Source organism: Microcoleus sp. BR0-C5, from assembly GCF_036705045.1.
GTDB lineage: Bacteria > Cyanobacteriota > Cyanobacteriia > Cyanobacteriales > Microcoleaceae > Microcoleus.
The window spans coordinates 47,928-73,232 of the sequence record NZ_JAUBTR010000027.1 but is presented as its reverse complement, the minus strand read 5'-3'; the positions used below and the strand labels follow the sequence as shown (position 1 = coordinate 73,232).

Annotated in this window: 21 protein-coding genes and 1 pseudogene; 14 read left to right on the top strand and 8 right to left on the bottom strand. The window is 44.5% G+C overall.

Annotated elements, in window-relative coordinates:
* Positions 1 to 110 precede the first annotated feature (110 nt).
* Entirely contained in the window at positions 111 to 605 is a 495-nt protein-coding gene (locus QUB08_RS15180) for a GAF domain-containing protein (RefSeq protein WP_333225491.1), read from the bottom strand.
* 139 nt (positions 606 to 744) lie between these two features.
* Between QUB08_RS15180 and QUB08_RS15175 the strand changes: the two genes are divergently transcribed.
* The 5 genes from QUB08_RS15175 (at position 745) to QUB08_RS15160 (ending at position 2,301) form a co-directional block, all read left to right on the top strand.
* Positions 745 to 945 (top strand): hypothetical protein, encoded by a 201-nt coding sequence (locus QUB08_RS15175; protein ID WP_333155777.1) that lies wholly within the window; start codon positions 745 to 747, stop codon positions 943 to 945.
* Positions 946 to 992: 47 nt separating this feature from the next.
* Positions 993 to 1,343: an alpha/beta fold hydrolase gene (locus tag QUB08_RS15170; protein ID WP_333225489.1), complete on the top strand. Its 351-nt coding sequence runs from the start codon at positions 993 to 995 to the stop codon at positions 1,341 to 1,343.
* Between the two features lie 136 nt (positions 1,344 to 1,479).
* A complete protein-coding gene (locus tag QUB08_RS32160) occupies positions 1,480 to 1,740 on the top strand; it encodes a transposase family protein (RefSeq protein WP_445300921.1) in 261 nt (86 codons plus the stop codon).
* Positions 1,741 to 1,968, top strand: a complete 228-nt coding sequence (locus tag QUB08_RS15165; RefSeq protein ID WP_333225488.1) for a hypothetical protein — start codon at positions 1,741 to 1,743, stop codon at positions 1,966 to 1,968.
* Between the two features lie 21 nt (positions 1,969 to 1,989).
* Complete coding sequence (locus QUB08_RS15160) at positions 1,990 to 2,301, top strand: transposase (protein ID WP_333225487.1); 312 nt, start codon at positions 1,990 to 1,992, stop codon at positions 2,299 to 2,301.
* Between the two features lie 334 nt (positions 2,302 to 2,635).
* Here the strand turns inward: QUB08_RS15160 and QUB08_RS15155 are convergent.
* Positions 2,636 to 3,349: pseudogene (locus QUB08_RS15155) on the bottom strand (IS1 family transposase).
* Positions 3,350 to 3,664: 315 nt separating this feature from the next.
* Here QUB08_RS15155 and QUB08_RS15150 point away from each other — a divergent pair.
* Complete coding sequence (locus tag QUB08_RS15150; protein WP_333225485.1) at positions 3,665 to 4,534, top strand: alpha/beta hydrolase; 870 nt, start codon at positions 3,665 to 3,667, stop codon at positions 4,532 to 4,534.
* A gap of 18 nt (positions 4,535 to 4,552) precedes the next feature.
* Here QUB08_RS15150 and QUB08_RS15145 read toward each other — a convergent pair whose 3' ends face one another.
* On the bottom strand, positions 4,553 to 5,755 hold the full coding sequence (locus tag QUB08_RS15145) for an RNA-guided endonuclease TnpB family protein (RefSeq protein WP_333225484.1): 1,203 nt from the start codon (positions 5,753 to 5,755) through the stop codon (positions 4,553 to 4,555).
* Between the two features lie 360 nt (positions 5,756 to 6,115).
* Here QUB08_RS15145 and hrcA point away from each other — a divergent pair, with 360 nt between their 5' ends.
* From hrcA to QUB08_RS15120, 5 genes are all read left to right on the top strand, one after another.
* Positions 6,116 to 7,258 (top strand): heat-inducible transcriptional repressor HrcA, encoded by a 1,143-nt coding sequence (gene hrcA / locus QUB08_RS15140; protein WP_445300920.1) that lies wholly within the window; start codon positions 6,116 to 6,118, stop codon positions 7,256 to 7,258.
* An 836-nt stretch (positions 7,259 to 8,094) separates the two neighbouring features.
* A complete protein-coding gene (gene metG / locus QUB08_RS15135; protein ID WP_333225481.1) occupies positions 8,095 to 9,687 on the top strand; it encodes a methionine--tRNA ligase in 1,593 nt (530 codons plus the stop codon).
* 105 nt (positions 9,688 to 9,792) lie between these two features.
* Positions 9,793 to 10,398, top strand: coding sequence for a LabA-like NYN domain-containing protein (locus tag QUB08_RS15130; RefSeq protein ID WP_006631885.1), 606 nt, complete (start codon positions 9,793 to 9,795; stop codon positions 10,396 to 10,398).
* Between the two features lie 206 nt (positions 10,399 to 10,604).
* Complete coding sequence (gene lptC, locus QUB08_RS15125) at positions 10,605 to 11,771, top strand: LPS export ABC transporter periplasmic protein LptC (protein WP_333225480.1); 1,167 nt, start codon at positions 10,605 to 10,607, stop codon at positions 11,769 to 11,771.
* An 85-nt stretch (positions 11,772 to 11,856) separates the two neighbouring features.
* The gene (locus tag QUB08_RS15120) at positions 11,857 to 12,438 is read left to right on the top strand and encodes a Uma2 family endonuclease (RefSeq protein WP_333225479.1); all 582 of its coding nucleotides are present in this window, start codon (positions 11,857 to 11,859) and stop codon (positions 12,436 to 12,438) included.
* 357 nt (positions 12,439 to 12,795) lie between these two features.
* Here the strand turns inward: QUB08_RS15120 and QUB08_RS15115 are convergent, their stop codons facing one another.
* On the bottom strand, positions 12,796 to 12,942 hold the full coding sequence (locus QUB08_RS15115) for a hypothetical protein (RefSeq protein WP_333225477.1): 147 nt from the start codon (positions 12,940 to 12,942) through the stop codon (positions 12,796 to 12,798).
* A gap of 699 nt (positions 12,943 to 13,641) precedes the next feature.
* Here QUB08_RS15115 and QUB08_RS15110 point away from each other — a divergent pair.
* Together QUB08_RS15110 and QUB08_RS15105 are read left to right on the top strand one after the other, a co-directional pair.
* Positions 13,642 to 16,440, top strand: coding sequence for an ATP-binding protein (locus QUB08_RS15110; protein WP_333225475.1), 2,799 nt, complete (start codon positions 13,642 to 13,644; stop codon positions 16,438 to 16,440).
* A gap of 1 nt (position 16,441) precedes the next feature.
* On the top strand, positions 16,442 to 18,346 hold the full coding sequence (locus QUB08_RS15105; protein WP_333225474.1) for an EAL domain-containing protein: 1,905 nt from the start codon (positions 16,442 to 16,444) through the stop codon (positions 18,344 to 18,346).
* A gap of 48 nt (positions 18,347 to 18,394) precedes the next feature.
* Here QUB08_RS15105 and QUB08_RS15100 read toward each other — a convergent pair whose 3' ends face one another.
* The 3 genes from QUB08_RS15100 to QUB08_RS15090 all read right to left on the bottom strand — a co-directional run bounded on the left by QUB08_RS15100 (position 18,395) and on the right by QUB08_RS15090 (position 21,797).
* Positions 18,395 to 18,538 (bottom strand): hypothetical protein, encoded by a 144-nt coding sequence (locus QUB08_RS15100; RefSeq protein ID WP_333225473.1) that lies wholly within the window; start codon positions 18,536 to 18,538, stop codon positions 18,395 to 18,397.
* Between the two features lie 196 nt (positions 18,539 to 18,734).
* Entirely contained in the window at positions 18,735 to 20,186 is a 1,452-nt protein-coding gene (gene ffh, locus QUB08_RS15095) for a signal recognition particle protein (RefSeq protein WP_333225471.1), read from the bottom strand.
* A 222-nt stretch (positions 20,187 to 20,408) separates the two neighbouring features.
* Positions 20,409 to 21,797 (bottom strand): NB-ARC domain-containing protein, encoded by a 1,389-nt coding sequence (locus QUB08_RS15090; protein WP_333225470.1) that lies wholly within the window; start codon positions 21,795 to 21,797, stop codon positions 20,409 to 20,411.
* 670 nt (positions 21,798 to 22,467) lie between these two features.
* Here QUB08_RS15090 and QUB08_RS15085 point away from each other — a divergent pair.
* Positions 22,468 to 23,247, top strand: a complete 780-nt coding sequence (locus tag QUB08_RS15085) for a Tat pathway signal protein (protein WP_333225469.1) — start codon at positions 22,468 to 22,470, stop codon at positions 23,245 to 23,247.
* Positions 23,248 to 23,523: 276 nt separating this feature from the next.
* Here QUB08_RS15085 and QUB08_RS15080 read toward each other — a convergent pair whose 3' ends face one another.
* On the bottom strand, positions 23,524 to 25,023 hold the full coding sequence (locus QUB08_RS15080) for a tetratricopeptide repeat-containing serine protease family protein (protein ID WP_333225468.1): 1,500 nt from the start codon (positions 25,021 to 25,023) through the stop codon (positions 23,524 to 23,526).
* Between the last annotated feature and the right edge of the window lie 282 nt (positions 25,024 to 25,305).

The following is a 25,305-nucleotide window of genomic DNA, read 5'->3' as shown; positions in this document are numbered from 1 at the left end:
AGTAGGGACATGGCAATGCCGTTTCCGACTCCCCGCGCCGGAAATGACATTGCCGTTTCCCTACAAATATCGTTTTTAATAATTTGTAGAAGTTAGACTAAATCAAATAATTAACTATCTTGAATTGTCGGAGACATTGCCATATTTTGTGCTTTTTTCTGCATGAATTCAATGTCCGATCGCAACCAAGTGCGGGGCCCGCTGCACTGATGAGCAATTAACAGCCCCCACAGTCCTTTGTTCGTTAAAATTGGCACGACTAAATTGGCGCGAACTTTCAGGCTACGCAGAAAATCTCGGTGGCATGGGTTAATTGGTTCTACTTCAATATCTGCAATTGCTTTAACTCTGCCCGCTTCGTACAAAGCAGCGTATTCGCCGCTAAAACATTCGTCTGGCCCCGTTGAACCCAAGATTGAGAGTTCGATCGCACTCAACATCTCGTAAGTCACTCGACCTTGCCACTGTTTGTAAAAATGATAAAGCACCGCGCGATCGCTCTGCAAAATTTCTCGAATGTCGTAGAGGGATTTTTCAACTAATACATCGCGCCTTAGACGATCTGTTAAGCGGTTAACAATGTTTTGCAGGCGATCGCCCGACATAGTATTAACTCCTTTAATTCCTAGTACACTCGCCCGATCTTAATTATTGAACTGGCGCTATCAACAAAACTCAATTTCTTGCGCTTCTAGATTTTCGCGCGATCGAAAATGAGTAATTTTTGGCTTAACAGTTGTCTGGATGCCAGCAACATTATACTATTATTTTGACAGAGATAGCAATCTTTTTGGGAAACGGGCGATCGCGTCGGCCCCAGCAAGCTACAGCTTTTTTTGCCCGAAGAACCATCGGCGGGACGCCTGTTCCACAAATGAAGAGAAAAGGAAGAGTTTACAAGTGCTGGGAGAATTGCTAGATATGCCTAAAGTTGGTTCCTCTTAAAGAGAGGAACTGCTAGGATATCTCGATAGCTAGAGGAAGCATCAAATATGTCTGTGCTACAAGCTGCTTGGAAACACGAATTTATCGCTACGAACGGCATTAAACTGCACTATGTCACTCAAGGTTCTGGGCCGCTGATGCTGATGCTGCATGGATTTCCTGAATTTTGGTATTCTTGGCGACATCAAATCCCGGAATTTGCATCAGATTATAAAGTCGTCGCTGTAGATCTCAGGGGTTACAACGACAGCGACAAACCTCACGATCGATCGGCTTACGTGATGGCAGAGTTTGTGCAAGATGTCAAGGGCATTATTCAGGGTTTGGGATACGAAAGTTGCGTATTAGTTGGTCACGACTGGGGAGGTGCGATCGGCTCTCCTGAGTTTATGGTGTAAAATAGATCAATCAATACAATTAATGTGATGAGCTTTCATTTAGATTATTTATTAGACTTGCCGAGAGTCCAGGTTGAAACTTGTACTCAAATTGAGGGACAAATTTACTTTCAACGCTCGTGTTGTAGCGTCAGGAATGATTTGTCCTCACTGTAATAATTATACAGAAGAAATCCATCAGAATCGATCTATATTAGCCAGAGATTTGTCATTTTTCGGTCGTTCTGTGTATTTACAAGTGCCTCGTCTGCAGTTTTACTGCCATACTTGTCAACGTTACAGTACAGAACAATTAGAATTTTTGGATAAAAAAAGACGACATACTCAACGATACGAACAAAATATTTATGCACGTGTTCAAAAGTCGAGCATATCACAAATTGGGCGAGAAGAATGATTGAGTTATGACGAAATTAAAAGTATTTTTACTCAGGTCCATTCCTCTCAACAAAAAACTGTTGAGATTCAGCACTCGCGAGTGAGTATAGATGAGATAAGTATGAGAAAAGTCAAAGGAAGTTTAGTAACTGTTGTTAGTGACATAGATGGGGGTAATTTGATTGAAATGATTGACTCTCACCGTCAACCAGACATATTTGAAGCCCGTATAAAACAACCGTTTTAGGTTCGAGAACAAGTTGAGCAAGTGAGTATTGATATGTGGGGAGGAGTTCCAAAACTTATAGAACAACTATTCCCAAATGCCAAAATTGTCATCGACTGTTTTCACGTGATGAAAGCAGTTAATAAAGACTTGAATAAGTTGCGTCGAGCAGTAGCAATTTCAGATATAGGCAGCAAATACTTATTTTTTAGTAATCGAAGCAACCTTAATGTCGAGCAAATTCAAAGGTTGGCTGTTACCTTAAAAAAATCAGAATGGTTAAGAATTGCCTATGAGATGAAAGAAGAGTTTCGGGAAATATACGAAACCCATATGACCGTCAATCGATTTTAGATTTTAGATTTTAGATTTTAGAGGCGACCCCACGGATAAATGCTCTTTCTTGAGAATTTTCGATTTTCGATTTGGGATTGATTCCACGGATAAATCACGTGGCGGGTACCACCTTTGAAATTCGTGGTCAAAATAGCCCCGGTAAAGTTTAAGGATTGGCTGAATCATGCACAGATATTCTTTAAATAATCTACCTGGGAAATTGTTAATCATTTGGAGGGAATTTGTAACTACTTTGTTAATCGTAAAACAAGTGGAGTCATGTCAGGGATAAACAATCGAGTCAAGTTGATTATGGGACGGTAGTCCTGCATAGCAATGAAAAATCCTGGTTTTAATTGATAGATAAACAGGCGTTATACTCATGAATAAAATACCAAATATCCCCACTATGATTAGAGAGTTTTTTGGAGAATGAAATAATTTTTCTCACCAATCTAGAGATTCTTTGTCTCATCGTATTATTAAATTTTTCTATAGAGTTTGTCAGACCAGTCTCCTTTCCTACGGCCTTGTGTCTTTTTTGAGGAAAAACTGTGACCTAGGCGCTCCAAAAGTCTGTATAACTTACGGCACATTGACTCTGGAACAGGTCGCACGTGAATCTCATAATCCTTGAGCGCCAGCTTGATCTCTTTTGCCAATATACACTCCTACAATTTATGAAAGTTGATACATCAATTGCCAGCTCTTTCCACTGCTTGTTATCCTTATTGCCTACAAATGACCACATTTCATCACATTGAATTGTGAGCTTCCCTTTCTTTTTTGACTTCACTTCTACTTCTCTTTTTACAGCTACTAATTTTTGATGAACATAGTATTGCAACCACCGTTCCGAAACCCCAGTCGCCATCACAATCCCAGCCAGAGATATCTTTTATAATAAAAGTCTATATATCAACTCTTTTGTTGCTGATTAAATCGGTTGATGTCTGGGAGTCATGAGGAATTTTATTCCACAATATCGACATTTAAAATTTTGCTTCTGAGAGCGAGTGCAACCATTTTTCAATATGTATTCAGAGTTACACTTGGGACAGTTCATAAGCTAAAATTTAAGGTAGGTTAAAAGAATAAAATTATAACACATTTTCCTTGCTATGCAGGACTACCTATGCGACAAGGATATGGCTTTTCTAACGCAAGAAAATTTTCGAGAGCGCGTATTAGCTTGTTTTTCTGATTAGGTAAAAATATCACCGTAAGTCCTAGAGAGCCGCGCGATCGCCTGGAATTTTGCTTATGCTTATCCCCAAATGGTGGATAAATTAATTGTGATGAATGTACCGCATCCGGCCAAGTTTGCTGAAGGGCTATACATAGGTTTACATAGGTCTTATGGAGCGGGTAGGATAAAAGTATGGCAACAATCGACATCCTAGGGGTTCGGCACGCTTACGATTTGACGGCTCCGACTGCAACTTCCCCGGTTCTGGTATTTGTCCACGGCTGGCTGTTAAGCCGCCACTACTGGCAACCTTTGACCGATCGCTTGGCATCAAACTATCAGTGCCTTACCTACGATTTGCGGGGGTTTGGCGATTCTCAATCGGACGCAGGCGACGATCGCCTATGTTCCGAACCGCTAAATTCCTGCTACACTCCCGTAGCTTACGCTCGCGATTTGGAAATTTTACTCGAAAAACTCGATATATCTTCTGCTTGGCTGGTGGGACACTCTCTGGGCGGTACGATCGCTCTATGGGGAGCCAGCAAATTCTCCGATCGCATTAAAGGCGTGGTCTGTATCAATGCAGGGGGCGGCATCTATCTTAAGGAAGAATTCGAGCGGTTTCGAGCGGTCGGCAAGCAGCTAGTGACAATGCGTCCCGGCTGGCTGCCTCGCTTGCCCTTAGCAGATTACGTGTTTGCCCGCGATTCTGTAGCCCGCTCGATCGGCAGATCCTGGGGACGGCAGCGCTTAATAGATTTCGTGGGAGCTCATCCAGAGGCAGCTTTGGGGGCTTTGTTGGACTCCACCACAGAAGCCCAGATTCACCTATTGCCACAAATTGTGTCCCAACTCAAGCAGCCTGTTTATTTTATTGCCGGTACTAAAGACAAAATTATGGAACCAAAATACGTGCTGCATTTGGCTAGCTTTCACTGGATGTTCCAAGGTTGTGGCGAGAATGTCCTTCAGCTTCCCGATTGTGGCCATTTGGCAATGGTGGAACAGCCGGATGCAGTGGCTAGTTATCTGCAAAATATTCTGAAAGAACACACGTGAACTACCAGGCACCGACCGCTAAGCGGTACGGTGCTGGCTTCCAACTTCAACCGGAACAGCCGATAACACGGAAGATTTCCTTCCAGCCTTCGGACTTACATTCCGTCCATTGGCAGTAGCGCTAGTTCCTAACGCTAATATTCGCAAGCCTTCCTCTCGAATGTTGATAGCTGCATTTACGTCTCTATCGTGCTTTGTCTGGCAGTTGGAACAAGTCCAACTGCGGAGGTCTAGAGGAAGACTACCCACCTGATTTAGGCAAACGTGACAAGTCTTACTCGATGGGAAAAACCGACCAATTTCTAGATAGGTTTTACCGTCTCTTTCCGTCTTGTATTTGAGTTGACGGGTGAATTCTGACCAGCCACAATCACTGATTGCTTGAGCTAGGCAGTGATTCTTCACCATGTTCTTGACTGCCAGATTCTCGACAATGATGACTTGGTTCTCGTTCACCAGTTTGCGAGATAGTTTGTGCTGGAAGTCCTTGCGAGAATTTGCAATTCTTTCATGCACCCGTGCCACAATGCGGCGGGCTTTCTTGCGACGATTTGAGCCTTTCTGTTTACGGGAGAGTTTTTGCTGCTTACGCTTCAGGTTTTTAGCGCGTTTCTTCAAGTGCTTGGGATTGTAGAACTTAGACCCATCAGACGTAATCGCAAAATGAGTTAGCCCGACATCAATTCCCACCGCTTTACCGTTTGAGGAAATCTCCACATCCGGTAAGCCATCATCAAATAACAAGGAAGCGTAATACTTCGCTGTACGGTTCATGCTAACTGTGACGGTTTTGACTTTTCCCTCAAACCTGCGATGAATCTTGGCAGAAACAACGCCTAACTTGCCGGGAAACTTCAGATGACCATCATCAACAATTTGAACTTTTTGTGGGTACTGAATCGATTGTTTATCGTGCTTTGATTTGAATTTGGGAAATGATGCCCGTCCTTCAAAGAAGTTGATAAAGGCTCTCGACAGGTTCAGTGAGACGCTTTGCAGCACTTGGCTGTAGGTTTCACCTAACCATTCATACTCTTTCTTGAGCGCAGGTAAGCGACTGTTCATCCCAATCTGGGATAAGCCTTTACCCGTCTCTTTGTAGAGCTCGTTCGTTGCGTTCAGTGAATTGTTCCAGTACCAACGGGCACAGCCAAAGGCCTTTGACAGCGTTTCTTTCTGCTCATTGGTCGGATAAATTCGTACCTTGACAACGTTTTTCATATATCTAGTTTAACACGAATCCCATTTACCGTAACTGGTTGTGCCGTATAAGAGGTTGGCTATTTCTTTCCTATCCCGATTGTTCTACAGCTCCGGTGAAGACCACAATCGGGACGGCAAGAAATAGCCTGGCTTTCATCCCGACGCTCAATCGAAGCGATTAGAGCGCGGGACGAACCGCCGAAGAGTTAAAACATTCTTCCCTGTTCCTTGTTCATTCTTACCTCTTGCTTCTTCGCTGTTCCTTCTGCCTTCGCCTAAATCTGTTATCTTAAATAGATAAGTCTGCCCGATCGCCCTCTTGGGACAGACGTTTCGATTAAATAGTGGCTTTCAACTCTAAATTCTAATTCTGCTTAAATATCTGTGCGCGTTAACCTCACCGATCGGCAACAACACATCCTTTGGGCAACGGTTCGCCACTACATAGCAACAGCGGAACCCGTTGGCTCAAAAGCTTTGGCTGACGAATTCAACCTCAGCGTCAGCCCAGCTACAATTCGCAATGCGATGGGGACTCTTGAAAAAGCTGGACTGCTTTATCAGCCCCACACTTCGGCAGGACGAGTCCCCTCTGACTCCGGCTACCGAATTTATGTAGACCAGTTGATTCAGCCATCTGATACGCTCGCCCGCAAGGTGGAACAGGTACTAGACCAGCTCAATTGGTCGGATGGTCGCATGGACGCGGCACTCCGCGGCGCTGCTCAAATCCTGGCAACTATCAGCGGTTACATAGCAATGATCACCATACCGCAAACCAATATGGCTTGCTTGCGCCACTTGCAACTGGTGCAGCTAGAGCCGGGAAAGGTGATGCTGATCGTGGTGACCGATGCTTACGAAACTCAGTCGGTTTTGGTGCAGTTGCCGAGGGACGCACATGGTAACACGCCTGATGTCGAAATCGTCGATCGCCAATTGCAGATTTTGTCGAATTTTTTGAACAGCAAGTTGCGGGGACGATCGCTTTCGGAACTCTCGGCTGTAGACTGGAGCGAGTTAGACCGGGACTTTGAGCTGTACGCTGAGTGGATGGGAACCATGCTGACTGCTTTGAGCAGCCGCCAAAGCAATCCAACCTACACGCGGATTCTGATCGGCGGTTTGGCAGAAGCGCTGCGCTTGCCTGAGTTTTCGCAGTTGCAGCAAGTTCAAACCCTGGTGCAATTGCTCGAACAAGAGCAAGAACTGCTTTGGCCTTTGATTTTTGAATCGCCTGAGTTGGACATCCCCGGCAAGCGGGTAACGGTGCGTATTGGTTCGGAAAATTCTTTAGAACCAATTCGTGGCTGTACTCTGATTTCTTCGACTTACCGCCGGGGATCAGTGCCGGTGGGTAGTGTTGGGGTTTTGGGGCCGACGCGGATGGTTTATGAAAATGCGATCGCGGTTGTGGAAGCTGCTGCGGATTATTTGTCAGAAGCTATTGGCGGAAATCGAGTTAGTTTTCCTGATGGCGATCGAGGGCGATCGGATAATCCCTTGTTAGATGCACCCTAATTTGATACCCCCAAGCTTAACGGCCTTGGGGTTTTATTGTGTGTGGACGTACTCGCAACCTTTATCAACCGGGTTTTGTAACCAAAAACCTAGGCTTTTATCCCACATTCGGCACCCTGGGGTGTTACACAGTATAATTACGCAGAAAACTATATCTTTAAGGTGATAAATTATGCCTTTAAAACGTTCTTTACCCGTTAATGTACGGTATTATAGTATAATTTATAGTTTTATTGCTGGATAAAAATAAGTAAAAACCGATAGTGACAGTTAAGAGTGGCGAATGTGGGTTTTATACTCTTTTTGGGGTAAGAAACTAAAGCTTCGCGCTTGACAAGAGAGTTTCGTAAACAACCCGGTTTCTGCGTCCATGAGCGGCTCGGAAAGTGGCAGGAGTTACGGGCGATCGACTTTCCGGGGATCGGGGGAAAGAGATGGCGATGGCGCTCGATCGCGCATTTACAGAAAGTGGTCGCGGAGTGTTAGTCGAATGGCGGGTTTAGCAGCCTAACCGGTGAGTTTTGTTGCAAACCGGGTGGGCGATCGCCCCCTTTAGGGATGGCGGCTGCGATAAATAAATTGAGGAGGCGCGAACCCTGCGATCGTCGATTCCCAAGGCCGCAGAATGTCAAAATATTAAGACATTTTAGAGAGTTCGTCAAAAACAACTAAAAAAGATTAGTGTGGATAGGAAAGCGATATTTCTTTTGGGAATAGCCCGGGTTAGACAATTGCAAATAACTTGCAGTAAATTTGGCTTGATTGCCAGTTCATAAAAAAATTAACCGCTGAGTTAAGATCGAAACGAAATTTAGGGAATTTTCTTTTAGCATTCAATGAAATCGACCGATATAACTAAAAATACCTTTGCGATCACAACGCCTCTGTATTATGTAAACGATTTACCTCACGTTGGCAGCGCTTACACGACTATGGCAGCCGATGCCCTAGCCAGATTTGAGCGGCTGCGGGGCAAATCTGTTTTGCTGGTTACGGGGACGGACGAACACGGGCAGAAAATTCAGCGGACAGCCGAGAGTTTGGGACGATCGCCCCAAGCTCACTGCGATTCAGTAGTTCCGGCGTTTGAGGCGCTGTGGAAGCAACTCGACATCCAGTACGATCGCTTCATCCGCACAACTTCGCGGCGCCACGAGTACATTGTCAAAGAATTTTTCCAGCGCGTCTGGAACTCCGGCGACATCTACTTGAACCAGCAACAAGGCTGGTACTGCGTCTCCTGTGAAGAATTTAAGGATGAACGGGAATTGTTGCCGGGAAATAGGTGTTCTATCCACACCAGCAAGGAAGTTGAGTGGCGCGACGAGGAAAATTACTTTTTCCGTCTGTCGCGGTATCAAGACCAACTGCTGGCATTGTACGCAGAACGTCCCGACTTCATCGCGCCGGAAAGCCGACGCAACGAAGTGCTCAGTTTCGTCAACTCTGGACTGCAAGACTTTTCGATTTCTAGAGTGAATCTCGAATGGGGTCTGCCAATGCCCGTTGACCCCAGTCACACCATCTACGTCTGGTTTGACGCTTTGCTGGGATACGTCACCGCCTTGCTAGATCCGGACAGCGACCCGATGTTGGAGAATGCTTTATGTAAATGGTGGCCGGTTGACTTGCACTTGATCGGCAAAGATATTCTTCGCTTCCACGCAGTTTACTGGCCGGCAATGCTGATGTCAGCGAATCTGCCGGTGCCGGGTCGCGTCTTCGCACACGGTTTTTTGACCAAAGACGGCAAAAAAATGGGGAAAACGGAGGGTAATACTCTAAACCCTGTCGAATTGGTCAACAAATACGGCGCTGATGCAGTACGTTACTATTTCCTCAAAGAAATTGAGTTCGGAGAGGACGGCGATTTTAACGAAACTCGGTTTATCAATATATTGAATGCTGAGCTAGCAAATGATTTGGGAAATTTGCTTAATCGTACCCTAAACATGGCTCGCAAATATTGCGGTGGCTGCGTACCAAATGTATTGGGAGAAAACATTGAGGGCGACAACCTTCTCAAGGCTATGAGCCGGGATTTGGGCGATCAAGTAGCGGGTTTTTACGAGGAGTTGGCTTTTAGCAAGGCTTCCGAAGCCGTGCTTGCATTAGTGCGAGCTGGTAACAAGTTTATTGACGTGCAAGCACCTTGGAGTTTGTACAAGCAGGGACAGATCGAAAGTGTCGAACAGGTGCTATATTCTGTTCTGGAATCTGTTAGACTAGCATCTTACCTTTTATCGCCGATAATTCCCAATATCAGCAACGCTATCTATCTGCAGCTAGGTTTTTCAATTGACTTTAACGATCGGGTTACAGTTAACAGTTTAGCGAATTTTGCAGCTCATGCTGCCTGGGGCGCTTTGCCTGCAAACCAAACTCTGGGGGAACCCCAACCTGTTTTTAAGCGGATCGAACTGCTGTAAACAGTACCTTCATAGTTGGCAGCCAGCGCTCTGGGTGTTATGACAGACTACGAATTAGCAGTTATTTCCTTACCAATCTTTCATAAAAATTGAGGCATAACAATCATGTTGAATAGAATAGAAAGCAACGACCTTTTTACGCCGGAACAGGTTCTAGAAAATCGGGGTAGAGTGGCAATTTTTATTGACGGTTCTAACCTTTTTTACGCGGCTTTGCAGTTAGGAATTGAGATTGATTACACTAAGCTGCTGTGCCGTTTAACTGCGGGCTCGCGGCTGCTGCGCTCTTTCTTCTACACTGGTGTCGATCGCACTAACGAGAAACAGCAGGGGTTTTTACTGTGGATGCGCCGCAACGGCTACCGGGTGATTTCTAAGGATTTGGTACAGTTGCCAGATGGTTCTAAGAAGGCGAATTTGGATGTAGAAATCGCTGTGGATATGATGGCTTTAGTGGGGTCTTACGACACGGCGGTACTGGTCAGCGGTGACGGCGATTTGGCCTATGCTGTGGATGCTGTGAGCTATCGCGGCGTGCGGGTGGAAGTCGTGAGTTTGCGATCGATGACGAGCGACAGTTTGATTAATGTAGCCGATCGCTATATCGATTTGGAAATGATTAAGGACGACATCCAAAAAACCTCGCGCCCTAATTATGCTTACCGCCCTTTGTCGGGTCTGAGCTTGATGGAGGAACACGACGACAGATAGGGATTTGGTAATGGGTAATGGGTAACGGGTAATGGGTGATGGTTAATGGGTTGAATCATTGAGAATTAAAAGTTAAAAATTTAGACCAAACATGACACATTTTTAATTTTTGATTAAGTGTTTTTCAAGAGCCAATTATTAATTACCAATTACCAATTCCCAATAACCAATAACCAATGATTCATCTAAAATCCCAAATTCCCAATATGAAATCCCCAAAAATAGTGCTACTATTTTTACCAGCACTGATTTTGGGGATTGATGCTTGTGCGGTTCCGCAAGAAACTCAAAAGAACAAATTAGCGGAGGATCTCAAAACCGCTCAACAGTCAAACAGCACTTTAACTTTGAACAAAGTAACCCTAGAACAAGCAAACGAAAAGGGCGAGACGTTCTGGAAAGTAAACTCGCAAAATGCCGTTTACAGCAAAGACAAAAAGATAGTTAACGTTCAGAAACCAGTGGGCAAATTGTTTCAGGACGGCAAAGAAATTTACGACATTCAGGGAGAAACGGGGCAGGTATTTCAGGAAGGAAATCAGGTTTTTCTCAAAGGTAACATAGTCGCTAAAGACCTGAAAAATGGAGTGGTTTTGCGGGGAAATGAGTTGGAGTGGCGGCCGAAGGAAGATGTTTTAGTTGTCCGCAATAATTTGACGGGAGAGAACAAACAGGTGATGGCTTCAGCGAAGGAAGCGCGGGTTTTCAGCAGGGCTAAGAGGATGGAGTTATTCGGTTCTGTGGTGGCAAATGTTAAAGATCCGATTTTGCAATTGCGAACGGAGCACTTAGTGTGGTTTGTGGAGCAACAAAAGGTAAACAGCGACCAACCAACTCAAATTGACAGATACAAAGATAAAATAGTAACAGATAGCGGTTTTGCCGACCAAGTAGATGTAGACTTAAAAACCAAGATTGCGACGCTGACAAAAAACGCTCAGTTGATGCCATCAGACCCGCCGCTGCAAATAGAAAGCAGTTTGATGAGTTGGAATTTTCCGGCGCAATCTGTGGTATCCCCTGGGCCTGTGAAGGTTTTGCACCGCGTGGAAAAGGTGACGATGACTGGGGATATGGGGCGGGGAGATTTAGATAAAAAAGTTTTTTATTTGACGGGCAATGTGGTAGGAATAGGGGAAAAACGTCAAGCTCAATTAAATACCGATCGCGTAACGTGGTATTTAACTAACCAGACTTTCGACGCCGAAGGAAATGTGGTTTACAAGCAACTAAATCCGGTGTTTAATTTGACTGGGCCGAGGGCGGCGGGAGAGTTGAAAAATCAAACTGTGATTGTCAAAGGCGACGGTGGTGGCGGCCAAGTGGTTACGGAATTTGTACCGGATGAGTATAAGGGAACGGTGGGACAGTAGATGGGATTGCGATCGCAGATGTTGGCAGATGAGCGCAGAGGAACGCAGATATAATTAAGATTGAATTGAGTAAGGAGGGGTTGGGATGACGACAACTTTAGAAAAGTTAGAACGGCTTGATGAACCTATCTTAATTGACGAGCTGAGTTGGAGAGAGTTTAAGGCTGTTGAACAGTTGCTCTCACGCCCAGGGCTGAGGCTGTCGTTTTTAGATGGGGTGTTGGAGATTAGACGTATGCCTGGAAGAAAACATGAAACTGCCAAACAGCGGATTTCAACGCTGGTGGATCTCTATTTGGAATATGCAGGGATTGATTTTACGCCAACTGGCTCGGTGACGCTCGAAAGTGAAACTGGAAAGGTGAAGCGAGAAGCAGATCTATCTTACGAATTGGGAGCTAATCGAGAATTTCCTGATTTGGCGGTGGAAGTGGTGGTGACTAGCGGCGGTATTAACAAGTTGGAAGCTTACAAACGCCTGGAAATTCCTGAAGTTTGGTTTTGGGAAAATGGCGCACTTCGTATGTATTCGTTGGGGGCTGATGGATATGTAGAGGTCGATCGCTCTCAAGTTCTGCCAGACTTAGATATTGTATTATTGGCGCCGTGTATCAATATTGAAAATCACCTTCAGGCAATGCGGGAATTCAGGGAAGCTATTCAATAGAATTTGATTGTGCAATTAAGTTTGTAATAATGACTTCTGCCCTGTTTTAAAGCTTTTAGTTACTAAGGAATAAAGTTGTTACTACAAACCCGTTTTATTGTGAAGAATTACCCCATATTCCGCACCCCCAACGGGCAGCATACACGGCAAGAGCGGAGCGAAGTCGATCGTCCGAGACAGTAGTAAGTAAAAATACTTGGCGGGGTGACAACGCCTGTGAAACCTTGATGGTAAAAGCATTAAAGCCCCTCAACATCAAAAAAGATAGGGGATTATTGACAGGCTTATTGACTAATAAGATCGTCCAAGCTCGCCTTGAACCTGATTCAAGGGATCTCGCCACTCTCTTTTATTGACTCACGCCCGCAAAAATATTTTCGCTTGGTCAATTAACTCAAAACCTTGACGCAGCTTGGCTTTTAACCTGCTTGTCACTGAGTCAAAGTTTTGAGTTGAGGGTTGATTTAGGCACTGTGGACGATCGACTATTAAGTTATTGTGCATCTAGTTTCCCATTTCCTCTATTTGAGAATCCTTGTGGGACGTGCCAGATATCCCGTTGAAAAAAAAAGCGCCATTTAGCGTAAGCTTAGGACTTACGCATAGAACCCCCAAACCCTTTTTCCAAGACGGCTTTCAAGTTCCCCTTTTTTTAGGGCAGCACGGGGAAGCTGGGTTTGAGACCCTATAGTTCGTAAGTCCTGACTATAATTGTATGCTTAGATCACTTATTATTGAGGTCAAGACCTATAAGTCAATGAAGGTGTACTCAATATCCGTGAAATCTGCAGGTAGGCTTACACTGCAACCCCAAGCAAAATATAGCATTTGACATTTATGGAGATTTCGTCTCAAATGGGGGATCTGTTTTTTTTCATGAATTTGCAAACTGTATCAGTATTAGCCGCTCATTTGGGCCCGGTTATTCAACAATAAGATATCATTAAACCAATTGGCGTTCAAGAGAGACGGAATCAATAATTTCCCTAGAGCTGACTTTAAATGACCAAGGGTGAGCGACTGTTGTTATTGAAATAATCCAAATACTAAAATGACCACGAATTTCAAAGGTGGTACCCGCCACGTGATTTATCCGTGGAATCAATCCAAAATCTAAAATCGAAAATCCTCAAGCCCCCGCATTTATCCGTGGGGTCGCCTCTAAAATCTAAAATCTAAAATCTAAAATCGATTGACTCCGCCATGACACTAATCGCAAGTGAGAATGAACTTGCAAAAAGCCCTCAAAAAATCCCGCTGCGCCTCGTCTTAGTCGTACCATTCGTCCTGCAAATCTTCGCTGCTGTGGGGCTGACAGGTTGGCTCTCGCTACGCAACGGCAAAACTGCCGTCAACAATGTTACTAGCCAATTACGAACGGAGGTAGTCGCCCGCATCAATCAACAATTAAACACTTACTTGGAAACGCCCCATTTGATCAATGCCATCAGCGTCGATGCCATTGGCCGCTTTGGGTTGTGGAATCCAGACAATATGGGTTCTATGAGAAGCTACTTCTACTGGCAGCTCAATCAATTTTCCACTGTTAGTTACATCAGTTTTGGAGGGGAAAAAAAAGAATACGCGGGTGCTGGATATAAGGATGATGGCAGTGTGGTTATTGAAATAACCGATCGATCTACTAATTTTATCAATACGATCGTCACCGTAGATAGAGAGGGCAACCCGACTCAGTTTAAGGAAACCCACCCAGACTACGATCCCCGCATTCGACCCTGGTATCAAGCTGCAAAAGTTGCAGGCAAACCCCAGTGGAATAAAATTTATCAATATTTTATTCAACCTAGCCTAGGAATCTCCGCTAGCCAACCTGTTTACGATAAAAATGGCACTTTTCTAGGAGTTGTAAGTACCGATCTGTTTCTATCAAAAATCGGCGATTTTCTTCAAACTTTAAAAATTGGTAAATCGGGAAAGACTTTCATCATAGAACGCTCTGGCTTGCTAGTGGCTTCTTCCACCGTCGAGAAGCCATTTATTAACATCAAAAATCGCCAAAAAACGCAAAGATTAAAAGCGATTGAAAGCAGCGTCCCTTTGATACAGGGTACAGCGCAGCATTTAATAGAACGCTTTGGTAACTTCACTGAAATTGATAGCAACCAGCAACTAGATTTCATCCTAGATGGTCAGCGGGAATTCGTGCAAGTATCCCCATTCCAAGATGGTCGAGGTCTTGATTGGCTGATTGTTGTAGTCGTTCCAGAAGCCGACTTTATGGAGCAAATTAATGCCAATACCCGCAGCACTATCTTACTCTGCGTTTTAGCGCTCGTGCTAGCGACGTTGTTAGGAATCCTTGCTTCCCGGTGGATTACCCATCCGATTTTTCGGTTAAGTCAAGCGAGTCGAGCGATCGCCAACGGTGAATTAGACCAAAAAGTAGATATCAATAGCATCGATGAACTGGGAAGTCTGGCTCAATCTTTTAACCAAATGGCACAGCAATTGCGCGAGTCTTTTGCTGCTTTAGAAAAGACCAACTCAGAGTTAGAAAATCGAGTAGAAGAACGAACAAGTGAGCTAAAAGAGGCAAAAATGGCCGCTGATACTGCTAACCATGCCAAGAGCGAATTCCTCGCCAACATGAGCCATGAACTCCGCACACCCTTGAACGGAATTCTAGGATACTCTCAAATTATGGAGCGCGATAAAACTACCACTCCTAAACAAAAAGATGCTATCCACATTATTCACCAGTGTGGTTCGCACTTACTCACGCTGATTAACGATATTTTAGACATTTCTAAAATTGAAGCCAGTAAAATGGAACTTGAGAGCTCAAGTTTTAATTTTTCTTCCTTTTTGATCGGGGTTGTGGAAATGTGTAGCATCCGAGCTGAACAAAAACAAATTACATTTAGTTATCAAGTATTAAATCAACTTCCTAACGCTGTAAATGCTGATGAAAAACGACTGCGCCAAGTTTTGATTAACCTTTTGGGCAATGCTATTAAATTTACAGAAAAAGGAGGTGTTATTTTTAAGGTAGGCGTAATAGGTACGGGGGAAGACTCTGACCAATCACAACTTACTAAAATTCGTTTCCATATCCAAGATACTGGGGTAGGCATGGCACCCGAACAGTTAGAAAAAATATTTTTACCGTTTGAACAAGTCGGAAATAGGCAGCAGAAGGCAGAAGGCACAGGGTTAGGATTAGCGATATCACAGAAAATTGTTCAAATGATGGGAGGGGAAATAAAAGTCGAAAGTATACTCGGTCAAGGCAGCATTTTTTACCTCGATTTAGAGTTGACTAAATCATCCGAATATATTGAAAAACTTTCGATCAATGATTCAATTAATTTAACTGGATTTAAAGGGGATAAAAATAAAATTTTGCTAGTAGACGATCGATTTGAGAATCGAGGTTTTCTTAGAAATCTTTTAGAACCACTAGGTTTTCAAATCATGGAAGCTTGTGATGGAAGAGAGGGTTTAGCTAAAGCTGCTGAGTTTAAACCAGATCTGATTATCACAGACTTAGTGATGCCAGTAATGGATGGATTTGAAATGTCGCGACGCTTGCGACAATCACCAGAATTTAAAGATGTCATATTGATAGCATCCAGCGCCAGCGTGTTTAACTTCGATCGGCAAAATAGCCACGAAGCAGGTTGTAATGAGTTCCTGTCAAAGCCGATCGAAGTAGAAGAATTGCTAGAAGTATTAAAAAAATATTTGCAAATCGAATGGATTTACGACCAACCTGCGGATTTGGCGAAGGCACAGCAGGAAGGTTTCACTAATTTATTAAACGTTCAGAGTGGTGAGCTTGTGATACCGCCATCAGCAGAGCTGGTAGCGCTGTTTAATGCAGCTCGGATCGGCGATATTGAAGTTGTTGAGCAGGAAGCCAATAGACTAAAGCAGATAGACGGCAACTATCTACCCTTTGCTAATAAAATATTGCAATTTGCGAAAAATTTTGAAGAAAAAGAACTACTAGCCTTTGTAAAAACACATTTGGGGGAATAAAATGCTCAACCAAAAAGACAATGTAATTTTAATTGTTGACGATAACCCGAATAACCTCAAACTTCTGTTCGATTTTTTAAAGGAGTCAGGCTTCAAGGTTTTAGTAGCTAAGGATGGGGAAAGTGCTATTGAGAAGTTACAACAAGTTTCGCCAAATATCATATTGTTAGATGTGATGATGCCGGGGATGGATGGGTTTGAAACCTGCTACCGCTTAAAAGCATCAGTGGCAACGAAAGATATCCCTGTGATTTTTATGACAGCTCTTACGGATCGCGTGGATAAGGTTAAAGGTTTGTCAATGGGGGCAGTAGATTACATCACCAAACCCTTTCAGCAAGAGGAAGTCCTAGCCCGCGTGCAACTACACCTGAGACTGCGAAATTTGACCAAGACGCTGGAAGAGCAAAATGTGCTTCTCAAACAGGAAATTGAAGCGCGAAAAGAGGCGGAAGCGGCCTTGCAGAAACTCACTTCTGAGTTAGAGCAACGGGTGGCTTCTCAAACGGCGGAACTTAGACAAGCCTACAACGAGCTTCAACAGGCTCAAGTTCAGTTGTTGGAAAGAGAAGAAAAATTAGGACATGATGCTTTTCACGACGCGCTAACGGAGTTGCCTAACCGCGCTTGGTTTATGAATCGGCTGCAACAGGCGATCGACTTGTCGTACAGACGTGAAGATTATCTATATGGGGTGCTATTTATTGACCTAGATCGCTTTAAAGTAGTGAATGATAGCCTCGGACATTTGGTTGGGGATCAATTACTAAAAAGCGTTGCTCGTCAACTGCAAGTTTGTTTACGCCATACAGATGCAGTTGCGCGGTTTGGAGGAGATGAATTTGTGATATTGCTGGAAGATATTAAAGATATTGATGAACCAAACCGGGTGGCTGAACGCATCCAAAATCAATTAAGACAGCCGTTTAATTTGAATGATTATGAAGTCTTTACCGAGATCAGCATTGGAATTATCGTTAGCACAATGGGTTACGATCGCCCAGAAGACGTGCTCAGAGATGCAGATATCGCCATGTATTATGCTAAAGCTCAAGGTAGAGGGCGTTACGAAATTTTCGATCCAGCGATGCAAACTGTGGCGATGACGCGCTTGCAGTTGGAGAACGACTTGAGAAGGGCAATGGCGCTACAAGAATTTTGCGTTCACTACCAGCCAATTGTCTCGCTTTCTACGGGGAAACTGAGTGGTTTTGAAGCTTTGGTGCGCTGGCATCACCCATCTGGCATCATCTACCCGCCTGCCGAGTTTATCCCTGTGGCTGAAGAAACTGGTTTGATCAATGAACTGGGGTGGTGGGTTTTGCGGGAAGCTTGTCACCAGATTAGTATTTGGCAGCAACAGTTTCCCCAAACACCTCCCTTGGCGATTAATGTCAATCTTTCCCCCGTGCAGCTAAAGCAAGCAAACCTACTCAATCGAATTGAGGAGATTTTGCAGGAGACTGGCTTTCCCAGCTACCGTCTCAAACTAGAGATTACTGAAAGTTGCATTTTGGAAACAGTATCCAGGGAAGAAAAGATGTTGAAGCAGCTAAAAGCCCTAGGCATTCTGTTATGTATCGATGACTTTGGCACGGGCTACTCTTCTTTAAGCCGCTTACACGAGTTTCCCATTGATACCTTAAAGATTGACCGCTCTTTTGTGAGCCGCATTGGGTTAGACAACAGCGGCGTAGAAATTATCCAGACAATTGTAACGCTGGCTCGCAGCCGAGGTATGGATATCGTCGCAGAAGGCATAGAAACGCCAGCACAGCTACAGAAACTGCGAGAGTTGGGGTGTGAGTTGGGGCAAGGATATTTATTTTCTAGGCCTGTAGACAGCTTCAAGGCAACCGAACTATTAGGCATAAAGGTAGGGCTAGCAAGCTGGCCTGACATCTAGTTTGCCTCGATAAATTTTATGAAACTCTTGTGGGACAGGGCCAAAAGCCTACTCTCCTAATACATTTCTCTCTAATCTCAAGTCGGGATTTGCCAATGCTAGGGCCTCGAATTGCTCGCTACTGACAAGAAGCCCGATCGCGTTTGGCAATTCTATAGAGATGGTTTCTGGTTCAGTAAATATTTGTACCATATTCAATTCCAGTTTTTTTTAGATTGAACTCGGCAACAACAAAAGAGTTAAAGTTTGATGGTTTTGATAGATTGTACCATTCTCAAGAACGGGCAAGATGCCCGTTCCACAAGAGATTAATTTTTTTGTGGAACAGGCATCTTGCCTGTTCATAAAAGGATTATTGAGAATGCTGCAACATTATGTTTGACGCTTTCTACAACTGTCCGAAACCTTTTTTAGGCTTATCTTTTTTCTTTTTCTTCTTCTGCTGGGCACCCATATAGCCACGGGAACCGGGCTGCATTCCTCCGGGGCCGCCCATTCCCGGCATTCCCGGCATTCCCGGCAATCCTCCCATTCCTGTAAAGTTGCCTTGACTCATTTGCTGCATCATGGTACGCATTTTCTGGAAGTCGCTGACGAGCTTTGTTACGTCGTTTTCTGCGTAGCCTGCGCCTTTGCCGATGCGACGGCGGCGAGATGGAGAACTTGCTAAAAGTTCGGGGTTGCGGCGTTCTTCAACTGTCATGGAATTAATCATGGCTTCGGTGCGTTTTAGCTGCACTTCTCCCTGCCGCATTTGTTCGTCTGAAAGTTTGTTCATCCCCGGAATCATTTTCATGATGCCGCCGAGGGAACCCATATTTTTTAATAGTCTGGTTTGTTTGAGAAAGTCGGTAAAGTCAAACTTTGCCGTGAGCATTTTCTCTTGCATTTTTTCGGCGTCGGCGATGTCGAATTCTTCTTGCGCTTTTTCTACTAGCGTCAAGACATCGCCCATGCCGAGTATTCTTGATGCCATGCGATCGGGATAAAATGGTTGCAAAGCTTCCACTTTTTCGCCGACGCCGACAAATTTAATCGGCGCGCCGGATATTTGCCGCACTGATAAAGCTGCACCGCCGCGGCTGTCGCCATCTAATTTAGTTAAGATTGCGCCGGTAATGCCGATTTGTTCGTGAAAGGTGCGGGTTAAATTTGCTGCTTCTTGGCCGGTCATGGCATCAACAACTAACAGCGTTTCGTGGGGTTGTACTGTTTGTTTGATGCGGCCCAATTCTGCCATCATGTCTTGGTCGATTTGCAGGCGGCCTGCTGTATCGACGATGATGGTATCAATGCCGATTTGTTTGCCGTGTTCGATGCCTTGGCGGGCAATTTCTACGGGGTCAATGTCTTTGCCTAATTCAAATACTGGTACGTCGATTTGTTTGCCGAGTGTGAGCAATTGGTCGATCGCGGCTGGTCGATAAATGTCGGTTGCGACTAGCAGTGCGGTACGATTTTGTTTGCGGAGGTGCAGCGCTAGTTTGGCGGTGGCGGTGGTTTTCCCGGTTCCTTGCAAACCGGCCATCAGGATCACTGTCGGCCCGGAGTCTGCGGTGGCTAGGGGTACGTTGGTTTCCCCCATGACGCGCACGAGTTCGTCGTGGACGATTTTGATGAATTGTTGGTCGGGACGGACGCCTGTAACGACTTCTGCGCCTTGTGCTTTTGCCGCTACCTCTGAGATGAAGTTTTTGACGACTTGGAGGTTGACATCGGCTTCCAGGAGGGCGCGGCGGACTTCTTTGAGCGCGTCTTGGATGTTGGACTCGGAGATTTTATTTTGTCCGCGCAGTTTTTTCCAGGTGGATTCGAGTCGATCGGCAAGGGCTTCAAACATAGGGCATTGTTGGCTAGTCAGTCTTTTTTATTTTAAGGCTAAATGGGGCTGTTTGGATTAATGTTTTGCTAATTTTTCAATAATCCTTTCAGGGCGGGCTAGAAGCCCACCCCACAAGCAAATTATTCATGTGTTGTGGAACAGGCATCTTGCCTGTTCCTAAAACTGTTGCCCTAAAATTCATGTGTTGTGGAACAGGCATCTTGCCTGTTCCTAAAACTGCTATAAGATGTGAGTTTTTACATATTCTGCGATCGCCCGCTGGACTGCAAACAGCGTGCGATCGCATGAGTGCACTTTTTCGATTAATGACCTCCGTCTCAAGGATTCGACGGCTTTGAGGAAGTCTGAAGGGGATAATTCCAGAAGGGCTGGCTTTTTGGAGATTTCGACTGGTTTGTTTTGATTTGCTAACCAGGACATTACTTGTTTTTCGGAGTCTGACAAACGCTGAAAATGTTGGTGCAATAAATATTCTAAGTCTCCTAACACTAGGCTATCATAGGATAAAAAATCTGAAATATTGCCGCTAAATAAGTCTTGAATTGCAGCGGCTACTGTATTCAACCACAAGGGATTGCCTCGGTAAATGTCTATCAATTCTGACCATTTTTCGGATTCTGCTAAGCCTTTTTCTGTAAATATTTCTCGCGCTGATTCGCCTAAACCATTTAGTTGCAATGTTTGACAATTTTTGTCACCGCCTTCTAATGCTGCAATTTCTCTGGGTTTTTCCCAACTGAGCAAAACTATGCAACTGTTGTGACATGATTCTGCTATTTGTTTGAAGAAAGTGCCATAATTTTCATAGCTTTGTTTGTAGTTTCCTGCTAGTTGTTGGCTGCTGAAGATTGTTTGCACATCATCGAGGACGATCAGACAGCGGTACGATCGCAAATATTGTAGGGGCAATCCCCCCGTGGTTGCCATTTCTTCGGGGGCGGGCACGGGGGCACCGCCCCTACAGAATTTGATTAAGTCGGTTTGGAGTGCACTCAGCGGTGGAGAGTTGCGGAGACTTCGCCAGATGATGCAGTCGAATTGGTGTTGAATTTGTGGGATTAGTTGGAGTGCGATCGCACTTTTGCCACTTCCAGCTAATCCTAGGATGGTGATGAGACGGGTGCGACTTGCTAAAATCCAGTTTTCGAGGGTGGTGAGTTGGGAAGTGCGATCGAAAAATGTCGAGATTTCTGGTGCGTCGTCTAAGTCGATGTGGGGCTGTTTTGCTGTGGGTTGGGGGTTTTGAGGTGTTTTGGGCGATCGCACTTTTTCACGACAAATGTTAAGGTTTTTATTAACTGTTACATTCTCACCTGTTATATTTTCAACAATAGTTGATTGATAATTATAAACTATACCCTTCTCTAATACAGCCCTAAAATTTGTTTTAGTAATATCTTTTTTCAATTCTTTAGAAAGTATTTTCCAAAGTTGTGAACCGACATTTCTGACATGACTTGGACTTGAGTAAACTTCTTGAGCAATTTGCGTGTAAGTTGTGTCTTGTAAAGTTCCCCGCAGGATAGCTTCTTGCACGTAATCTAAATGCTTTCCCGTCTTAGCAAAAATTAGCTCATCTGCCAGTGTCAAAACTTCGGCAATATCCATAGATTAGGGAGAAGCTGGAGTTTACGCCATTTATTATACCTGACATTTCGTACAATCGTGACATTTTTGATTGTGTCATCTATCTAAAGTCAGGACTTTTCCTACACAGCTCATCCTTTATATTAATTGATTAAGGTATTAGCAGGATATTTATATGAAGCGAGTGGGGTGGCTCAGCGGTTTGTTGTCTGCTGGGGTGTTGTCTTTTACTTTAGCGACAGTTGGCGCACAAGTGGCACAGGCCCAGCGCCCGATCTTTTTGCTCGAGCTGAACTGTGTTAACAGATGGGGTCAGAATTATCAAGAACAATCTCGGGATGTTTCTATAGGTAGAGAAATATACACCAGTCGTTTGTTGATATGGGGGAGGGGTGTCGGTTGGACTTGTAGACTGCCTGGTGGTCCCGCCTCTCTCCGAATAGAGTATGGAGTTGCAGATGGGGATAGCAAACCTCCTGCACAAATAGATGTTTATGTAGATGGAAATCAATTAGCTTCCCAGGTAGGAAAGGATGGAAGGGTCAATACAATGCTGGTAGATGTTAGTAATGGCAAAAGTCTAGCTATTGATATCTCTTGTTCCAGAGCAACAAATTGTGACAATGGAGCGTACTACTTCTTCTGGCTCGCTATTGTACCAGGGGCAAGCTCTCCAGGAAGAAGATAAATTATGAGTATCAGCCGCCGTCAATTTAATCGGATCTTCATCTGGGGTGGCGCTTCTTTTGCTGCTTCCGCAACATCCGGCATCTTTTTCCCCAAACCTGCCGAAGCTTATTCCCTAGAATTTCCGATTAGTGCTTTATCAGCAGATCGCGTTTTCAACGGTATTCAAAAATATTGTGGAGCACAGCCCATCCCCGGCGTTCTCTCACCAATCTTACAAGGCAATAGTAATGTTAGCAGTAAAGTAGAGCCAGCAGCGGCAAACGCCATTCGCACGGCGGATAAAGAATTTGTCGCTCGCAATTTTACCAACAAAAGAACCGAATTAGCCCTAACTGGCAGCGGTTCTAATTTTGCATCAGATACAAGTCGGCTGTGGGGGCGGCAAAGACAGGATCAAGTCGGCCCAAATGTTGGCTTTGGCTTTGTGCAAAAGTGGCAAGATCAATATAGCGACTCGAAAATTTCCGGGCCGACAATGTGCGCTATTCATAACGCTCAACAAGTCTTAGCCGATCAAAGATTGACACCGCCAGAAATCGCCGCTTCTGTATTACCAACTCGATCGCGAATAGATGATACGAGTTCTTGGGGAGGAGATGCGGATGCGTCTGCTGGAAGGAATCCCGGTGCTGTTTTTGCTCAATACGATACAGCCGCCGGTACGGTGACATCTCGCTACGATTTAGTTGAACCGGGGCCGAGAGGTTTTGGACGTGTTGAGTTTACTATTGAAGCGGAAGATCAGCCTCGGCGGGTGATTTTGGTGACGGTGAGGTTTTAGAGAGAAATCAGCATTACGAAAATCCTGTAGGGGCGGGTTCGCCAAGATTTCTAATTCACCTCCAAGGTATTTATAAACCCGCCCCCACCCACGAATAGGGCCGGGGCGGGTTTATTTGGCCTGTTTGTTTCTGTCAAATATTGTTGGTGAACCCGCCCCTACCTTATGGATGGGGCGGGGCGGGTTTATTTTACCTGTTTGTTTGTGTCAAATATTGTTGGTAAACCTGCCCCTACAGGATTAATTGCAATCCGATCGTCGATTATATCATAACGTTTATTGTCTTTGCAATTGACCAATCAAATCTAATGCTTTCTGAGCATCTGCGTTCATCCCTTGAGTCCTAAATAAATTAGCAGCTTGCTGCAAATCTGCGATCGCCCCTTTTGTATCTCCCATTCTCACCAACGTAATGCCTCGGTTAGCATAAGCTTTGGCATAATTGGAATTGAGTTGAATTGCTTGGGTGTAATCAGCTAAGGCAGAGCGATCGTTATTGATGCGAAATAGCGCTAATCCTCTGTTAAAATAAGTGTTAGCGCGACCGGGATTAATTTGCAGCGCTTGATTGAAATCGTCGATCGCCCCTTTTTGATCGCCTAAATCCGAAAGTGCTAATCCTCGGTTGTTGTAAGCCGCTGCAAAGTTTCTATCCAAGCGGATGACTTGAGTATAATCTGCGATCGCCCCCGGTTTGTCTCCCATTGCCGACAAAACCAGCCCCCGATTGTAGTAAGCGTCAACATAACCGGCATTTAGGGCGATCGCTTTGCTATAATCAGCGATACTCTTGGGCATTTGTTTCAAATCGAAATAAGCGAGGGCTCGATAGAAATAAGCTTCAGAATAATCGGATTGAGTTTGAATCGCTTGGTTAAAATCGGCAACAGCCCCTGGCAAATCTCCCTTGTCAAACCGAGTTAAACCGCGAACGTAATAAGTCTTAGCATCTTGCGGATTGTTCAGTTTCAGAGGTTCATTGGCGGTTGTAGAGGTATTTATCAAAAGTGCCGATCGATTTAAACCAGCTTCCGATAATTTAGCTATAAAAATGTTAATAGGAATTGCCGAATTAAATCCTGTTTTAGTAAATGCTGAACCTGTGAGGACTTTTCCGTCACTGACAGGATCGTAATCGCGATCGCCCTCTCCGTGAATCCCAACTACGCGCCCTTCTCCATCAAATACCGGCCCCCCACTCATTCCCCCTTTCGTAAGAGCATTGTAGCGCAAATTATAACCTTGTGGATGATTGGGGATACGGCTAGTAACATAGCCCGGTGAGAACTCAAAATTGCGATCTTTTTGGTATTTTCTGCTTTCGGGAACACCTGGATAGCCAAACACAAAAATTTCTGTACCAACTGCAGCTTGTTCGGAATCGCCTAAAGTTACAACTGGATAAGATTCTGTGCTGTTAAAAGTTACGACTGCTAAATCTGGCTCATTCTGGCTTTTTTGTAATCGTGCAAAACGGGTTACTGGATAGTTTTTTCCCGTAGAAATGCGAATCGTATATGTAAGTTTAGTATCTGCAACAACGTGGTTAGCTGTCAGGACAGTGTAGGTTGTACCTTGTTTCGCAATAATAAATCCTGTCGCACCACGATTATCTGTTCTGTTAATTTGAACCGTAACAGATTCAGCTAATTTGGCAATTTCTTGGGGAGTTTTTGCAGAGACTGGTGCTGCTGCAAAGATGACTATTCCTGCTACCGTTACCGTTCCTGCTAGGATGCTGGCGAAGGAATCAAACCGCGAATAACCCCTATTCATAGGTGCTTGCTGAAGAGTAAGATTTTTTATACTTAGGACTTACGCATCGGAGTGCAGAAACCGGGTTTTTTGCCCAGAAGATGCGTTATAACCCACAGATTCGGTAAAAAACCCGGTTTCTTTGGTCGAAATGCGTAAGCCCTAATACTCCGAATAGTATAGATGAAAATGAAGTGTCCGCAAACAATAAATACTGGATGTTTTCAGATGATTGCGATTTTTATGACATTTCGTACATTTCGTATATTTCCGCCATTGCCGGCATTACTCTGCCATATTTTA

Coding starts and splice junctions, on each gene's coding strand:
- QUB08_RS32160 (WP_445300921.1), top strand. CDS start 1,480: ATGATTTGTCCTCACTGTAATAATTATACAGAAGAAATCCATCAGAAT.
- QUB08_RS15170 (WP_333225489.1), top strand. CDS start 993: ATGTCTGTGCTACAAGCTGCTTGGAAACACGAATTTATCGCTACGAAC.
- QUB08_RS15105 (WP_333225474.1), top strand. CDS start 16,442: ATGCTCAACCAAAAAGACAATGTAATTTTAATTGTTGACGATAACCCG.
- QUB08_RS15115 (WP_333225477.1), bottom strand. CDS start 12,942: ATGCACAATAACTTAATAGTCGATCGTCCACAGTGCCTAAATCAACCC.
- QUB08_RS15100 (WP_333225473.1), bottom strand. CDS start 18,538: ATGGTACAAATATTTACTGAACCAGAAACCATCTCTATAGAATTGCCA.
- QUB08_RS15180 (WP_333225491.1), bottom strand. CDS start 605: ATGTCGGGCGATCGCCTGCAAAACATTGTTAACCGCTTAACAGATCGT.
- QUB08_RS15120 (WP_333225479.1), top strand. CDS start 11,857: ATGACGACAACTTTAGAAAAGTTAGAACGGCTTGATGAACCTATCTTA.
- metG (WP_333225481.1), top strand. CDS start 8,095: ATGAAATCGACCGATATAACTAAAAATACCTTTGCGATCACAACGCCT.
- QUB08_RS15085 (WP_333225469.1), top strand. CDS start 22,468: ATGAGTATCAGCCGCCGTCAATTTAATCGGATCTTCATCTGGGGTGGC.
- lptC (WP_333225480.1), top strand. CDS start 10,605: ATGAAATCCCCAAAAATAGTGCTACTATTTTTACCAGCACTGATTTTG.
- QUB08_RS15110 (WP_333225475.1), top strand. CDS start 13,642: ATGACACTAATCGCAAGTGAGAATGAACTTGCAAAAAGCCCTCAAAAA.
- QUB08_RS15150 (WP_333225485.1), top strand. CDS start 3,665: ATGGCAACAATCGACATCCTAGGGGTTCGGCACGCTTACGATTTGACG.
- QUB08_RS15145 (WP_333225484.1), bottom strand. CDS start 5,755: ATGAAAAACGTTGTCAAGGTACGAATTTATCCGACCAATGAGCAGAAA.
- QUB08_RS15090 (WP_333225470.1), bottom strand. CDS start 21,797: ATGGATATTGCCGAAGTTTTGACACTGGCAGATGAGCTAATTTTTGCT.
- QUB08_RS15080 (WP_333225468.1), bottom strand. CDS start 25,023: ATGAATAGGGGTTATTCGCGGTTTGATTCCTTCGCCAGCATCCTAGCA.
- QUB08_RS15130 (WP_006631885.1), top strand. CDS start 9,793: ATGTTGAATAGAATAGAAAGCAACGACCTTTTTACGCCGGAACAGGTT.
- QUB08_RS15175 (WP_333155777.1), top strand. CDS start 745: ATGCCAGCAACATTATACTATTATTTTGACAGAGATAGCAATCTTTTT.
- ffh (WP_333225471.1), bottom strand. CDS start 20,186: ATGTTTGAAGCCCTTGCCGATCGACTCGAATCCACCTGGAAAAAACTG.